Origin of the sequence: Domibacillus epiphyticus (assembly GCF_001975785.1) — a bacterium.
Taxonomy (GTDB): Bacteria; Bacillota; Bacilli; order Bacillales; family Domibacillaceae; genus Domibacillus; species Domibacillus epiphyticus.
The window spans coordinates 144,645-158,365 of sequence record NZ_MSFI01000001.1 but is presented as its reverse complement, the minus strand read 5'-3'; the positions used below and the strand labels follow the sequence as shown (position 1 = coordinate 158,365).

The following is a 13,721-nucleotide window of genomic DNA, read 5'->3' as shown; positions in this document are numbered from 1 at the left end:
TTATTTAAAAATCTTTTCTAGACTGAGCATGATCAGCAGTCTTTTTTCGAGTTTGGCAACACCGGTGATGTATTCATCTCCAAGAGAACCAACGACTTCCGGTTGCGGTTCTATCGCTTCAACAGGGATATCAAGTACATCGTTTGCACCATCTACAATAAGACCGACTTCCATATCATCCAATGCAGCAATAATGATGCGTGTCGTATCGTCATATTGTTCATCAGATAAACCGAAACGATTACGCAAATCAATAATTGGTGTAACAACACCGCGCAAATTAATGACGCCTTTAACGAAAGGCACGGTTCCAGGCACGCGCGTAATATGCATTAATTTTTCGATGGAGTGGACCTGATTAACTGGTAAAGCATATTCTTTATCTAACAATTGAAAAGCAATTACTTTCACTGCGGTTGAAGTACTTGTTTCACTCATAGCCGCACCTCCTCTTATTTAATGAGCGCATTGCAGTCAACAATAAGCGCTACCTGACCGTCACCTAAAATCGTTGCACCAGAAATAGCAAACACATTAGTTAAATAGTTGCCAAGACCTTTTAATACAACTTCCTGCTGCCCGATAAACGAGTCAACTACTAGACCGGCCATTTTCTCACCTTTTCTGACGATGACAACGGAATAGAATCGATCATCGTTTTCCTGTTTCGGTACAGTGAAAATATCATCAAGGAAAAGAAGCGGTACTACTTTTCCACGGAAATCAATCACTTGCTGGTCATGCGCATTCAGTATTTCATCTTTTTTCACGATCGCCGTTTCAATGATGGAGGAAAGCGGAATCGCATATTTTTCTTTCTCTACTTCAACAAGCATAACCGAAATAATAGAAAGCGTTAGCGGCAGCTGAATCAAGAAAGTCGAACCAGCTCCTTCAACCGAATCTATGGTTATGGATCCGCCAAGTGATTCGATTGTCGTTTTTACAACATCCAGTCCGACACCACGGCCTGATAAATCAGAAATTACATCAGCTGTTGAAAAACCGGATGCCATAATGAGTTCAAATATTTGACGATCATCAAGCGATAGTGCCTGTTCTTCTGTCACAATGCCTTTATCTAGTGCTTTTTTCAATACTTTGTCTTTATTAATACCAGCACCATCATCTTCAATTTCAATGAAAACGTGATTTCCGCTATGATAGGCTTTTAATTTAATTGTCCCTTCAGCAGGCTTTCCTTTTGCCACCCGATCATCCGGCATTTCAATCCCGTGATCTCCCGCGTTACGGATTAAATGCACGAGCGGATCACCGATTTCATCAATTACAGTACGGTCGAGCTCGGTTTCCGCACCAATGATCTCCAGATTGATCTGTTTGCCTAAATCCCTCGATAGCTGGCGAACCAATTTCGGAAACCGGTTAAAGACGGTTTCAACTGGGACCATGCGCATGTTTAAAATAATATTTTGAAGATCACCGGAAATACGCGACATGCGTTCGACCGTTTCATTTAGTTCAGAATGATTCAATTCTCCCGAAATAGATTCAAGCCGGCCCCGATCGATAACAAGCTCTTCGAACAAGTTCATTAAAATATCAAGCCGTTCAATATTTACGCGAATTGTTTTGTTGGAAACTGCCTGTTTTGATCCTTTATTCTCTTCGGCTTTTTTCACCACGGGCTTCTTTTCTGCCTGTTTCTCTTCCGCTTTTTTCGGCTCTTCAGAAGTTGTTTCAGCTTTCACTTCAGGCTGCTGCTCTGGTGCAAGAGTTGCACTGTTGCTGATTTCTGTAATTTTCACATTGTCGACTTCAGAGACTTTTTTCACTTTTTCTTGTATATCTTCGACCGGCTCTTTTGTTAAGAGTGTCACGGTAAAATGTTCATCAAATTTTTCTTCTTCCAATTGTTCAGAAGCTGGAACTGATTTAATCACTTCGCCGCATTTTTCAAGAACATCAAATACCATAAACACACGTGCTGCCTTTAAAACACAATCGGCACGAAGAGAAACGACAACTTCATAACATGTAAAGCCTTGTTCTTTTGACTGTTCAATAACGGTACGTTCAAATTCATCATACTGAAGTCCCGTTTCAGTTTCAGAAGTCTCTTGTTTTCCTTCTGACGATGCAGCAATAGAGGAAACTAACTCTCCCTGTTCGATTTGGAGTAGTTTTGTGACGACCTCTGTAACGTCGCGCTTCCCTTCTCCGCCAGAAGAAATATCGTGCACCATCGCTTCAAGATCATCAACGGAGGAAAATACCGTATCCATAATTTCTAATGTAACCGAAATTTTATGATTACGAATCGCATCGAGTACGTTTTCCAATTTATGTGTTAAGTTCGCCAGGTCTTCATAGCCCATTGTCGCTGACATGCCCTTCAACGTGTGAGCGGAACGGAACACTTCATTGACAATGTTAATATTTGTTGGGTCTTTTTCAAGTTGTAGTAAATGCTCATTCATTGCTTGTAAGTGTTCTTTACTTTCATCAATAAAAATTTCAAGGTATTGATTCGTATCCATCTGTGTTCACCTCTTATCATATACGTGCTTTACAATGGTAAATGCAATTTCATCAACCGGTACTACATCATCAACTAGATGTGTTGCAACAGCAGCTTTTGGCATCCCGTAAACGACACACGTTTCTTTCGCTTCGGCAATGGCTTTAACCCTGCTGTTTTCTTTCAGTTTAATCAACCCCTCAGCTCCATCCGCTCCCATACCAGTCATAATGACTGCAACCTTTTCAAAATCATTTAACGCTGCTGCCGAGCGGAATGTTACGTTTGCTGCAGGACGATGTCCCCCTTCCGGCTCAGTTTGATCAAGTGCAGCAACGGTTGATGTACCCACTTTTTTCAGAGTTAAATGATATCCCCCTGGTGCAATATAAGCCGTGCCTTTTTGCAAAATCTCACCGTCATTTGCCTCTTTTACATGAATTTCTGATAATGAATCAAGGCGGGCGGCAAGTGATTTAGTAAAGCCGGGCGGCATATGCTGTACAACCACGACCGGGGCGGGAAGAGATGCCGGCAGTTTCGTGATGACATGCTGCAGCGCTCGTGGACCACCAGTTGATGTTGCGATTAAAACAAGCTTGTCCATCTTTTTAAAATGCGCTCCCGTGCGTACGCCTGGTTCTTTAACTGCTGGTTCAGCAGGCATATTGACTGACGGTTTCTCCCGGAGCACCGGCTTTATGCTGATGTTTGCTTTTGAAGCAGCGAGCACTTTTTCAATTATCTGCTCTTTAATTTTGTGAAGATCCAAAGAAATGGTTCCCGATGGCTTGGCGATAAAATCAACCGCTCCAATTTCAATTGCTTTTAGCGTTACTTCCGCTCCTTCTTTTGTCAGGCTTGACAGCATAACAACAGGGCACGGTTGTTTGTCCATAATGATTTTCAACGCTTTTAACCCATCCATCTCAGGCATTTCAATATCAAGCGTTATAACATCTGGCTTTAACTCCATCGCTTTTTTAACTGCATCATGCCCGTTTCTGGCAAAAGCAATAACTTCCAGTTCTGGATGCTCTGATAAAAACTCGGAAATCAGCTTTCTCATAAATGCAGAATCGTCAACAACAAGAACTTTTTTTGATCTCATCAGCTGTCCCTTCTTTCTTTAAAAAAGCGCCGCAGCTTATTGATGAAGCCTATTGTTTTCTGTCCATCGAATACAGGTACACCAGCATACCTATTTACGATGATGTCGAATGCTGTTGAAATACGAGCATCTGGAAAAGCGATTGTAAAAGGCTGTCCCGCTTTAACAGATTGACGAACGGTTGGGTCTTCGGGCAATGATCCTAGAATGTTCGGACTGACCTGTAAAAATGTATCCATCGTTTTTTGTAGACGTTCTGCTGTTTTCCTTCCCTCTTCTTCTGAGTCCGCCCGGTTGCACACAAGATAAAAACGCTTCTCATCGTCTCGTAAACAAATGAATTTTATCATGGAATATGCATCTGTCATTGCAGTCGGCTCCGAAGTCGTCACGACCAGCACTTCTTCTGCCGCAATCAAAATATTCAAGCTTTCTTTCGTTGCACCAGCGCCCATGTCGAACAAAATGTAGTCATATTCATCCACCAGCTGCTCAAGAGCAGAAATCCACTTTTCTGTGTACGTATCATCCCATTCAAATAACTGTGCTGCTGCTGATCCACCATGAATGAATGCAATTCCTTCGGGACCAGATTTGATCAAATCAGTAAGCGGAGTATTTTTTGTGAAAAAATCGGCAATCGATTGTCCCGGGTCCTTACTAATTAAATGATAAATATTACCCATGCCAATGTCCATATCAAATAATAAAACTTTATTGTTTAGTTTTGCGAGTCCAATCGCCAGATTTACTGAAATATTTGATTTCCCAACACCGCCTTTTCCGCTTACAACGGCCAATGTTTTCGCTCGTCTTTCCCTTAAAATTTCAATATCTGTCGTTTTTTGCATCATTTTTTTTCTAAGTGATGCCGCTTGATCGTTCATCATCTGAATTCCTCAAATAATGATTCAATGATCATTTCTGGTGTTATTTCCGCTAGATCATCCGGGACATTTTGACCATTTGTAATGAAATGTGTTCCTACTTTATAAGTATACATTAAATTTATAATTGTGCCTTTAGTTTTTGTTTCATCTAGCTTCGTAAAAATAAATCCATCAAGTTGAATGGAAGTAAAATTATCAATGACTTCTTCTAAGTCTTCCTGTTTTGAAGCCGCGCTAAGCACAAGATAATAAAGGGACTGTTCAGTCTTTTTTGTCATCATTTTTTGCAAATCTTCTACGTACTGCTTTTCGCGGTAATTACGGCCGGCAGTGTCGATAAATAAGACATCATATTTTGATAGATTTGCAAACGCCTCTTCCATATCGTTTCTTGAGTAAGCTACTTTAAACGGAGCATCGAGAAGACCCGCATACGTTTTCAATTGCTCGATTGCGGCGATCCGATACGTATCAGTTGTAATAAACGCCACTCTTTTCCCGTTTTCGAGCACTTTTTTTGATGCGAGTTTTGCAAGTGTTGTCGTTTTCCCAACACCGGTTGGACCAAGAAGATGAAAATATTTTGCCCCCTCATTACTCACTGTCCGACACAATGAAAGGCGTTCATTTAAAAAATTGACTGCCCAATCACGTACTTTTGAATTGTCTGCTTCACTGCGCTCTTCCTTCCATTTTGCCAAAAGATGATCTGCTGTCATTTGCCATAATTCAGCTGATAAACCTTGACGTTTCAAATGGTCAAGCACCGGCTGCAAAGCGTCTGGATACAAAAAATCTGCCGGTTTTGCTTCCTTTAACTGGCGAATCATTTGTTTCACTTCCAGCATTTCATTTCTAAGCTCTGAAGAGACCTGAGCAGGTTGATTAACTGTGATAGGTGCCGGTTTTGCTTCTGCTGTCCGTTCAAACGTTTCAGCATATGGATCAATCGCCGCAACGACTTCAATATTTTTCTTTTTAAACAGCCCAAACATGCCGCCTTTATACACCGTTTTGGACTGTAAAATAACAGCTTGCGGGCCGAGTTCAGCCCGCACTTTTTTCATTACTTCCGGCATGGAAGGCGCCATGAATTTTTTCATTTTCATTCGATCGTCACCACTCCTGTACTCTGTACTTCTACGCTTGGTTCAAGCTCATTGTATGATAAAACAGGAATTTGCGGAAAATATCGTTCAAGCAGCTGCCTTACGTACATTCGAATGGCCGGTGAACAAAGAATAACCGGTGACTGCTGCATAAACGATGCCTGTTCTACCTGCTGAGCAGTCGCTTCTAAAATCCGCTGCGATTCATTAGGATCTATCGACAAATAATTTCCGTGTTCCGTCTGCTGAACACCGTCCGCGATGATTTTTTCGATGCGTCCGGATAACGTAATCACATTAAGTGACCCAGAATCGTCTGCAAATTGCATTGTAATTTGACGGGCAAGTGCCTGGCGGACATATTCGGTTAATAAGTCGGTATCGGATGTCATTTTTCCAAAATCAGCAAGTGTTTCAAAAATAATGGGCAAATTGCGGATCGATAAATTTTCTTTTAACAGCTTTGCCAGTACTTTTTGAACTTCCCCGACTGAAAGCGGATTTGGCGTCACTTCGTCAATTAAAATTGGATAAGATTCTTTTAAATGATCAATCAATTGCTGCGTTTCTTGTCGACCAAGCAATTCATAAGCGTGTTTTTTTATAATTTCAGTTAAATGGGTGGAAACAACACTCGGTGGATCAACAACAGTATAGCCAAAAATTTCAGCTTGTTCCTTCGCATCTTCCGTTATCCATTTTGCGGGCAGGCCGAATGATGGTTCAATGGTATCAATGCCCTCAACCATATCATCTTCTTCACCGGGGCTCATCGCTAAATAATGATCCAGCAAAAGTTCTCCCCCTGCTACTTCACTTCCTTTAATTTTCATACGGTATTCATTCGGCTGCAGCTGAATGTTATCGCGAATACGGACGACCGGAATAACGAGACCGAGTTCAAGCGCCAGCTGACGCCGTATCATGACAATTCGATCAAGCAAATCGCCGCCTTGATTTGTGTCTGCGAGCGGTATCAAACCATAGCCAAATTCAAATTCAATCGGGTCCACCGTCAATAAGTTCACAACCGATTCAGGACTTTTAAGTTCTTCCGCTTCGGACTCTTCTTCTGAAGGCGGCGAATCATCAAGTTCCTCTTTGGGTGACCGTGAAATCATGTAACCGCCAAAAGCAAGTCCGGCCGCAATCGGAATCGTTAAAATGTCGTTAATAGGTGTAGCGATTCCAAGTAAAAAAATCGTTCCTCCCGCAATGTAAAGCATAGCAGGGTAACGTAAAAGCTGCCCTGTGATTTCTTCACCAAGGTTTCCATTTGATGCTGCACGCGTCACGACGATACCAGTAGCTGTCGTAATTAAAAGCGCTGGCACTTGGGAAACAATCCCGTCACCGACAGTTAATAAAGAATAACGTGCTGCGGACTCGCCAAAAGATAAGTCCTGCTGCATCATTCCAACGACAATCCCGACAATGAGATTGATGATAACCATGATAATACCGGCGATCGCATCCCCTTTTACAAATTTCGTCGCACCGTCCATCGCACCGTAAAAGTCCGCTTCCCGGCTCACTTTTTCTCGACGTTCACGTGCTTGCGCTTCCGAGATCATGCCGGCATTTAAATCAGCATCTATACTCATCTGTTTCCCTGGCATTGCATCGAGTGTAAAACGCGCCGCAACTTCAGAAACACGCTCAGCCCCTTTTGTAATAACGATAAATTGAATAATGACGAGGATGATAAAAATAACCATCCCGACAATTAAGTTTCCTCCAACAACGAATGTGCCGAATGTCTCGACAACGCCCCCTGCTTCCCCATGACTTAAAATGGATCGCGTTGTCGACACATTCAGACCAAGACGGAATAAAGTCAACAGCAAAAGGAGCGAAGGAAATACAGAAAACTCCAGCGCTTCCTTCATATTCATCGAGATGAGCAAAACGAGTAGCGCAAGAGAAATATTTATGATAATTAGCACACTTAACAGCCACGTTGGAAGCGGCACGATCAGCATCGCTACGATTAAAATAACACTGAGTAAAACTGAGAGGTCTCTTGCTTTCATTATTTTCTCTCCCAACAAAGAAATTACAATTTATTTTTAATCTTGTATACGTACGCAAGAATTTCTGCGATCGCTTTGAAAAATTCTTCCGGTACTGCATCACCAATTTCTGCTTGATCATGAAGTGCTCTTGCAAGCGGTCTATTTTCAACCATGGTGACGTCGTTTTCTTTCGCAATCAACTTGATTTTTTGTGCAATATAATCCGTTCCTTTGGCAACCACATATGGTGCATCCAGCTTTGATTCATCATATTTTAACGCAATCGCGTAATGGGTTGGATTCGTTATGACAACGTCTGCATCCGGTACTTCCTGCATCATGCGGCGCATGGCCATTTCACGCTGCGTCTGCCGGATTCGAGATTTAATGAGCGGATCCCCTTCCGAATTTTTATGCTCATCTTTTATATCCTGCTTTGACATCCGCAGGCTTTTCTCAAAATCGTACTTTTGATAAAAATAATCTAGTACACCAAGCACAAGCAGCACCGCAGCGGCGACAAGCCCCATTTGCACGGTCAATGTGCCAATAAGCGGAAGCGTATCTTCAATCGGCTTCAGTGCCATTTCCAGCACTTCTTCAATATGAATCCAGATAACTAAAAAAGCGGCAATCCCGACGAGACCAATTTTTAAAATTGATTTTATTAGTTCCACGATTGCCCTCATCGAAAAAATCCGTTTAAATCCCTTAATCGGATCTAATTTTTCAAGCTTTGGGTTTAGCGGTTCCGTTGTGACAAGCCAGCCGATCTGAAAGTAGTTTGCGATCACCCCGGCAAGCATGGCTGCCCCCATAAATGGACCGAGAATGATGGCGCACTGTTCCATGATTTCAAACACAATTGTTTTTAAATTTGCTTCTGTCACAGGCATCAGCATGTAATATTCAATTGAATGCTGGAACATGTGAAAGATATCCTGTCCCATTGACGCAGCAAATGCAGTTAAAAAACCGAATAGTACAAGCAGGCTGACTGCTGTGTTTAAATCCTGGCTTTTCGCGACCTGCCCTTTTTTACGGGAGTCCTGCTTCTTTTTCGGTGTTGCTTTTTCCGTCTTTTCTCCCGCAAAAAATTGCAGATCCAGTTTCAGCAGCATGGTGCTATCCGCCTCCAAAAATAGTCATTAAATCCCTCATGACATTCAGCATCATTCCAAACAAATCTCGAACTAATGTAAAAATGACGCCGATGACAATAAATAAAACAACAAATCCAACACCAATTTTAAGAGGCAGCCCAACAACAAAAATATTAAGCTGTGGAACCGTCCTGGCAACTACCCCCAGCATGACATCTGTCAAAAACAATACGGCGACTATAGGCATGGACATTTGAAAAGCGATCAAAAAGACAGCACCAAACGTTCTTGCCATATAATAAGCCGCTTCCCCGTTTCCAAACGGCAAAAACAATTGGTTCATTGGAATGAATTCATAACTGTAAAAAATACCGTCTAGGATTAGGTGGTGACCGTTTAAAGCAAGGAGCATTAATAACGAAAACATGTATAAAAACTGCCCTGTAAGCGGACTTTGTGCACCAGTCTGTGGATCGACAACATTCGCAATAGCAAATCCCATCTGAAAGTCGATAAATCCACCTGCAATTTGAATGGCAGATAAGACGATATAGGCTGCCAATCCAATTAAAAGCCCGGTCATCGCTTCTTTTAAAATAAGCAAGATGTATTCACCATTTATTTCAAATGGACCAGCGTCAATGGAGTAATACATTGTCCAAGATAGTACAAGTGCAAAAGCAATCCGATGCTGTGCCGGAATTGTTCGGTAAGAGAATAGCGGAATCGTCACGAAAAAGGCCGATACACGAACGAGAATAAGGAGAAAAACGGAAAGGTCAGGGAGCAATTCAACCATACACTGCTACCCTACAAATCTCGTTAAATTTGTAAAAATCTCCATCATGTACGTTATCATTGTTGTCATCATCCACGGACCGAAGAAAATTAATCCAACAAGAACCGCCACAATTTTCGGAACGAAAGCAAGCGTCTGCTCTTGAATTTGCGTTGTCGCCTGAAAAATACTGACCGCAAGACCGATTCCGAGCGCTAGCAAAAGGAGTGGCGCACAAACAATAATCGTCGTATAAACTCCTTTTTCAGCAATGGAAATAACCATTTCAGTATTCATTTCTTCACCTTCCTAAAAGCTTTGGAGCAGCGACTCTATCACCAGATACCAGCCGTCGATCAGTACAAATAGCAAAATTTTAAATGGCAGTGAAATCATAACAGGCGGAAGCATCATCATCCCCATCGACATGAGTACACTCGCGACAATCATATCAATTACAAGAAATGGTATAAAAATCATAAAACCAATTTGAAACGCGGTTTTAATTTCACTTAAGGCAAAAGCCGGCACGAGCGTTGTGAGAGGAATATCCTCAATCGATTCCGGCTGTTCCGCCTGCGTATAATCCAGAAACAATTGCAGATCTTTTTGCCGCGTATGTTCGCTCATAAATTCTTTAAATGGACCACTTGCAAGCGTATACGCTTCTTCAAGATTAATTTCATCATTAAAAAGAGGCGTTAATGCTTCATCATTCACTTCCTGTAAAACAGGTGACATAATAAAAAAGGTTAAAAAAAGCGCCAATCCAAGAAGCACCTGTGTAGGCGGCATTTGCTGCGTCGCAAGTGCCGTTCTCACAAATGACAAAACGATAATTATACGCGTAAAACATGTCATTAAAATTAAAATACTTGGTGCAAGTGACAGAACTGTCAGCATTAATAACAGTTTCACGGACGTCGAAACATTATCAGGTGAGCTTGAATTAAAAAACTCCATAAATTCATTCATTTTTTTTCTGCTCCCTGTCGGTTAAATCTTGTACCGCCTGTTCACGGCTCTTTTTTAAATCGGCTATTTTCCGTTCGAATTCCTGCTTAAAATCTGATGGACCACCGGATTGTTTTTTCCGTTCTGTCATGGAGGCTTTGATTCGATTGAAAATATCAGAAGGCTGCATCATCATGTCCGTCTGTTCCTCATAGCGGGTAAGAAGTTTATCTCTTTCTTTCTTATCATCAATTTCTTTTAACAATGAAACATCTTCACCGACACCAAGAACAAGGACACGTTCTCCCACTTTGATCACCTGAACGGAACGATTGCCGCCAAGAGCAGTTCCGCCAAGATGAAGGACCGTTTGATTTTCTTGATACGAGCGGCTTTTTTTATTTATAAACCGCAGCAAAAAGTATAGCAGTGCAACAACGAATGCAAGCGCAGCAATCATACGAAAGACATCTAGAAATCCGATGCCTACCTGTTCCATTTCGGCTTCAGCTTTCGCATCCGTCTCCCCGACGTCTGCCGGCTCTTCTTCTGAACAGAGATCACGGTTTTCGATGCAATCTTTCACATTCGAATTAAATGGCTCTGCCGCGGCAATCAAATGATTGCCAGAGAACAGAGCCATTGCGAAAAAGAAAGGCATTATCCATTTTGAAAATAAGTTCATGTAAAATCACACCTTACGATGAAAGCACTTTTGAAATTGCTTCAATAACACGGTCGGCCTGGAAAGGCTTTACGATAAAATCTTTTGCACCGGCCTGAATTGCGTCAATAACCATTGCCTGCTGCCCCATTGCCGAACACATAATAATCTTCGCTGCACTATCAGAAGCTTTAATTTCTTTCAATGCGGCAATCCCATCTTTTTCAGGCATTGTAATATCCATTGTCACAAGATCCGGTTTTAACTCAGCATATTTCTCAACTGCTTGCGCACCGTTTTCCGCTTCACCCACTACTTCAAAACCATTTTTTGTCAGAATATCTTTTATCATCATTCTCATAAATGCTGCATCATCAACTATTAAAATACGGTTTGCCATTTTTTATTACCCCCAAGTAAAAATTAATTTAAATTTTTCAATCGGTCGGCCGGACTCGCGATATTTGTAATCCGGACACCGAAATTCTCTTCAATTACAACGACTTCACCTTTTGCGACTAACCTGTTGTTCACCAGGACATCGACCGGTTCTCCAGCCAGCTTGTCCAATTCAATAATCGACCCGGACGTCAGCTCTAATATATCTTTCACATTCCGGTTTGTACGACCCAGCTCAACGGTTACCTGCAGCGGAATATCGAAAAGCATGTTTAAATTGCGCGCTTCTTGTTCACCAAGCTGTGGAGCATTAAATGAAGAAAAGACAGCCGTTTCCACATTGACCGGCTGCTGCTGGCCAAATGATGAACCACCAAGATGACGAGGCGTTTCTGATTCACGCGATGGCATCTGTGGCGCTGGTTGTGGTGGCGCCTGAGGAGTCGGCGGCGCTTCATTTGAAACAGGTGCCTGCTGAACAGGCTGTGCTGCAGGTTCCTCAGGTGCAGGATTCATCAGTTCCATAACAAGCTGTTTACCGAATTGAAGCGGAATGAGCTGCATAATACTGGAATCAATAAGTTCGCCAACCGTTAAACGAAAGGAAATTTTAATTAATAATTCTTGTTCTGGAATCGAATCCGTTCCTTCGCCTTCATTCAAATTTAATAACGAGATAGAAGGTGGTGAAATGTCTACTTTTTTATTAAATATGGACGACATCGATGTTGCTGACGAACCCATCATTTGATTCATCGCTTCCTGAACAGCACTTAGTTGTAGTTCACCGAGCTCTGCTGCAACATCAACGCCGCTTCCACCAAGCATTAAGTCTGCAATAATTGCAGCATCATTCTGGTGAATGACAAGAAGATTGGCGCCGGTAAACCCTTCTGTATATTCCACTTCAATTGCTGCATATGGGTGAGGGAATTCGTCTTCGAGGCGACTCTTTTCAACTACCGAAACAGTCGGAGTTGTAATTTCTACTTTTTGGTTTAATAAACTTGATAAAGCCGTTGCGGAGCTGCCGAATGAAATATTTCCAATTTCGCCAAGTGTATCCTGCTCCAATTCATCCAAATAATTTTCTACTGTACCTACTGAAGCTGTTTCAGGATCCGATGAACCAGCTGGCTCATCGTCGTTTCCTCCTTTTAACAATGCATCAATTTCGTCCTGGGATAGCATATCGTCACTCATCATCGTTATCCCCTCCTTTCATGTAATCCAGCACTTGCACAGCGAGCTTGCGATTTACACGCCCCGGCTGCGCAGTGAATTTCGGTACACTGCCGACTTTAATTGTAAGCGGGTCATCAATTTGTGTGTTTAACTCAATAATATCGCCTTCTGCTAATAGTAGAAATTCTTCAATGGTAATACCGGACTGCCCAAGTTCAGCTATAACTGGCAACTCCGCTTTTTTAATCCGTTTGTTCAAGTTTTCAATGTCTTCCGGACTGCGTTCTTTTTTATCAGGATTTTGCATCCAGTAATGGACGGACAGCTTTGGAATAATTGGTTCAAGGACAACATGCGGAATGCAAATATTGATCATACCGTTCGTTTCACCGATTGTCGTGTTTAAAGAGATAACGACTACTGTTTCATTCGGAGACACCATTTGCAAAAATTGAGGGTTAACTTCAAAGTCAGTTGCAATCGGATCGATTTCAACAATATTTGACCATGCTTCACGATAGTTTTCAAACGCATGGTCAAACATACTTGACATGATTTGCGTTTCGATTTCGGTCAAGTTTTCAACTTTGTTAATACTTTCGCCCCGTCCTCCCAGTAGGCGGTCAAGCATCGCATAAGCTACATTCGGATTTACTTCCATTAAAATGCGGCCTTCGAGAGGCGGCACTTCAAATACGTTTAAGATCGTCCGGTTTGGAATCGAGCGAATAAATTCTTCGTACGGAATTTGGTCCGCTGACACAACGGTTACTTGCACGTACGTTCTCAACTGTGCAGCGAAAAACGTCGTTAAAATACGGGCGAAGTTATCATGCATTCGCGTCAAACTTCGAATCTGGTCTTTCGAAAACCGGAGTGCCCGTTTAAAGTCATATACTTTGACTTTCTTTTCTTGTTCTTCTTTTTTTAGTTCTTCCGCATCCATTTCGCCTGTTGAAAGCGCGGAAAGAAGCGCATCAATTTCATTTTGAGATAAGATCTCTCCGGACAAATAAGTCACCCCCAGTCTG

14 protein-coding genes are annotated in these 13,721 nt (G+C 42.0%); all 14 read right to left on the bottom strand.

The window, feature by feature from the left end:
• Genes BTO28_RS00815 through fliM form a run of 14 tightly spaced genes read right to left on the bottom strand, consistent with a single transcriptional unit; the run spans position 1 to position 13,702 of the window.
• Positions 1–438, bottom strand: coding sequence for a chemotaxis protein CheW (locus tag BTO28_RS00815; RefSeq protein ID WP_076763040.1), 438 nt, complete (start codon positions 436–438; stop codon positions 1–3).
• Between the two features lie 14 nt (positions 439–452).
• Positions 453–2,501 carry a chemotaxis protein CheA gene (locus BTO28_RS00810; RefSeq protein WP_076763038.1) on the bottom strand — a complete coding sequence of 683 codons (2,049 nt, stop codon included), beginning with the start codon at positions 2,499–2,501 and terminating at the stop codon, positions 453–455.
• 6 nt (positions 2,502–2,507) lie between these two features.
• Positions 2,508–3,593: a protein-glutamate methylesterase/protein-glutamine glutaminase gene (locus tag BTO28_RS00805; RefSeq protein WP_076763036.1), complete on the bottom strand. Its 1,086-nt coding sequence runs from the start codon at positions 3,591–3,593 to the stop codon at positions 2,508–2,510.
• Positions 3,593–4,483: a MinD/ParA family protein gene (locus BTO28_RS00800; protein WP_095532626.1), complete on the bottom strand. Its 891-nt coding sequence runs from the start codon at positions 4,481–4,483 to the stop codon at positions 3,593–3,595. Before BTO28_RS00800 ends, BTO28_RS00805 begins: the two co-directional genes overlap by 1 nt.
• Positions 4,480–5,592 (bottom strand): flagellar biosynthesis protein FlhF, encoded by a 1,113-nt coding sequence (gene flhF / locus BTO28_RS00795; protein ID WP_076763033.1) that lies wholly within the window; start codon positions 5,590–5,592, stop codon positions 4,480–4,482. The genes BTO28_RS00800 and flhF overlap by 4 nt, the downstream gene beginning before the upstream one ends.
• Positions 5,589–7,625, bottom strand: coding sequence for a flagellar biosynthesis protein FlhA (gene flhA, locus BTO28_RS00790; RefSeq protein ID WP_076763031.1), 2,037 nt, complete (start codon positions 7,623–7,625; stop codon positions 5,589–5,591). Before flhA ends, flhF begins: the two co-directional genes overlap by 4 nt.
• Positions 7,626–7,648: 23 nt before the next feature.
• The gene (gene flhB / locus BTO28_RS00785) at positions 7,649–8,728 is read right to left on the bottom strand and encodes a flagellar biosynthesis protein FlhB (protein ID WP_076763029.1); all 1,080 of its coding nucleotides are present in this window, start codon (positions 8,726–8,728) and stop codon (positions 7,649–7,651) included.
• A 4-nt stretch (positions 8,729–8,732) separates the two neighbouring features.
• On the bottom strand, positions 8,733–9,509 hold the full coding sequence (fliR, locus tag BTO28_RS00780) for a flagellar biosynthetic protein FliR (RefSeq protein ID WP_076763027.1): 777 nt from the start codon (positions 9,507–9,509) through the stop codon (positions 8,733–8,735).
• Between the two features lie 6 nt (positions 9,510–9,515).
• Complete coding sequence (gene fliQ, locus BTO28_RS00775) at positions 9,516–9,785, bottom strand: flagellar biosynthesis protein FliQ (RefSeq protein ID WP_076763025.1); 270 nt, start codon at positions 9,783–9,785, stop codon at positions 9,516–9,518.
• A 12-nt stretch (positions 9,786–9,797) separates the two neighbouring features.
• Positions 9,798–10,463 (bottom strand): flagellar type III secretion system pore protein FliP, encoded by a 666-nt coding sequence (fliP, locus tag BTO28_RS00770; protein WP_076763023.1) that lies wholly within the window; start codon positions 10,461–10,463, stop codon positions 9,798–9,800.
• Positions 10,456–11,127, bottom strand: a complete 672-nt coding sequence (locus tag BTO28_RS00765; RefSeq protein WP_076763021.1) for a flagellar biosynthetic protein FliO — start codon at positions 11,125–11,127, stop codon at positions 10,456–10,458. Before BTO28_RS00765 ends, fliP begins: the two co-directional genes overlap by 8 nt.
• 13 nt (positions 11,128–11,140) lie before the next feature.
• Complete coding sequence (locus tag BTO28_RS00760) at positions 11,141–11,506, bottom strand: response regulator (RefSeq protein WP_076763019.1); 366 nt, start codon at positions 11,504–11,506, stop codon at positions 11,141–11,143.
• Positions 11,507–11,529: 23 nt separating this feature from the next.
• Positions 11,530–12,711, bottom strand: coding sequence for a flagellar motor switch phosphatase FliY (gene fliY, locus BTO28_RS00755; protein ID WP_076763017.1), 1,182 nt, complete (start codon positions 12,709–12,711; stop codon positions 11,530–11,532).
• Positions 12,701–13,702, bottom strand: coding sequence for a flagellar motor switch protein FliM (fliM, locus tag BTO28_RS00750; protein ID WP_076763016.1), 1,002 nt, complete (start codon positions 13,700–13,702; stop codon positions 12,701–12,703). The genes fliY and fliM overlap by 11 nt, the downstream gene beginning before the upstream one ends.
• Positions 13,703–13,721: the final 19 nt, after the last annotated feature.

What these genes read in the sequence shown, in the direction of transcription:
- BTO28_RS00815 (WP_076763040.1), bottom strand. Translation starts at nt 438, where the DNA reads ATGAGTGAAACAAGTACTTCAACCGCAGTGAAAGTAATTGCTTTTCAA.
- BTO28_RS00810 (WP_076763038.1), bottom strand. Translation starts at nt 2,501, where the DNA reads ATGGATACGAATCAATACCTTGAAATTTTTATTGATGAAAGTAAAGAA.
- BTO28_RS00805 (WP_076763036.1), bottom strand. Translation starts at nt 3,593, where the DNA reads ATGAGATCAAAAAAAGTTCTTGTTGTTGACGATTCTGCATTTATGAGA.
- BTO28_RS00800 (WP_095532626.1), bottom strand. Translation starts at nt 4,483, where the DNA reads ATGATGAACGATCAAGCGGCATCACTTAGAAAAAAAATGATGCAAAAA.
- flhF (WP_076763033.1), bottom strand. Translation starts at nt 5,592, where the DNA reads ATGAAAATGAAAAAATTCATGGCGCCTTCCATGCCGGAAGTAATGAAA.
- flhA (WP_076763031.1), bottom strand. Translation starts at nt 7,625, where the DNA reads ATGAAAGCAAGAGACCTCTCAGTTTTACTCAGTGTTATTTTAATCGTA.
- flhB (WP_076763029.1), bottom strand. Translation starts at nt 8,728, where the DNA reads ATGCTGCTGAAACTGGATCTGCAATTTTTTGCGGGAGAAAAGACGGAA.
- fliR (WP_076763027.1), bottom strand. Translation starts at nt 9,509, where the DNA reads ATGGTTGAATTGCTCCCTGACCTTTCCGTTTTTCTCCTTATTCTCGTT.
- fliQ (WP_076763025.1), bottom strand. Translation starts at nt 9,785, where the DNA reads ATGAATACTGAAATGGTTATTTCCATTGCTGAAAAAGGAGTTTATACG.
- fliP (WP_076763023.1), bottom strand. Translation starts at nt 10,463, where the DNA reads ATGAATGAATTTATGGAGTTTTTTAATTCAAGCTCACCTGATAATGTT.
- BTO28_RS00765 (WP_076763021.1), bottom strand. Translation starts at nt 11,127, where the DNA reads ATGAACTTATTTTCAAAATGGATAATGCCTTTCTTTTTCGCAATGGCT.
- BTO28_RS00760 (WP_076763019.1), bottom strand. Translation starts at nt 11,506, where the DNA reads ATGGCAAACCGTATTTTAATAGTTGATGATGCAGCATTTATGAGAATG.
- fliY (WP_076763017.1), bottom strand. Translation starts at nt 12,711, where the DNA reads ATGATGAGTGACGATATGCTATCCCAGGACGAAATTGATGCATTGTTA.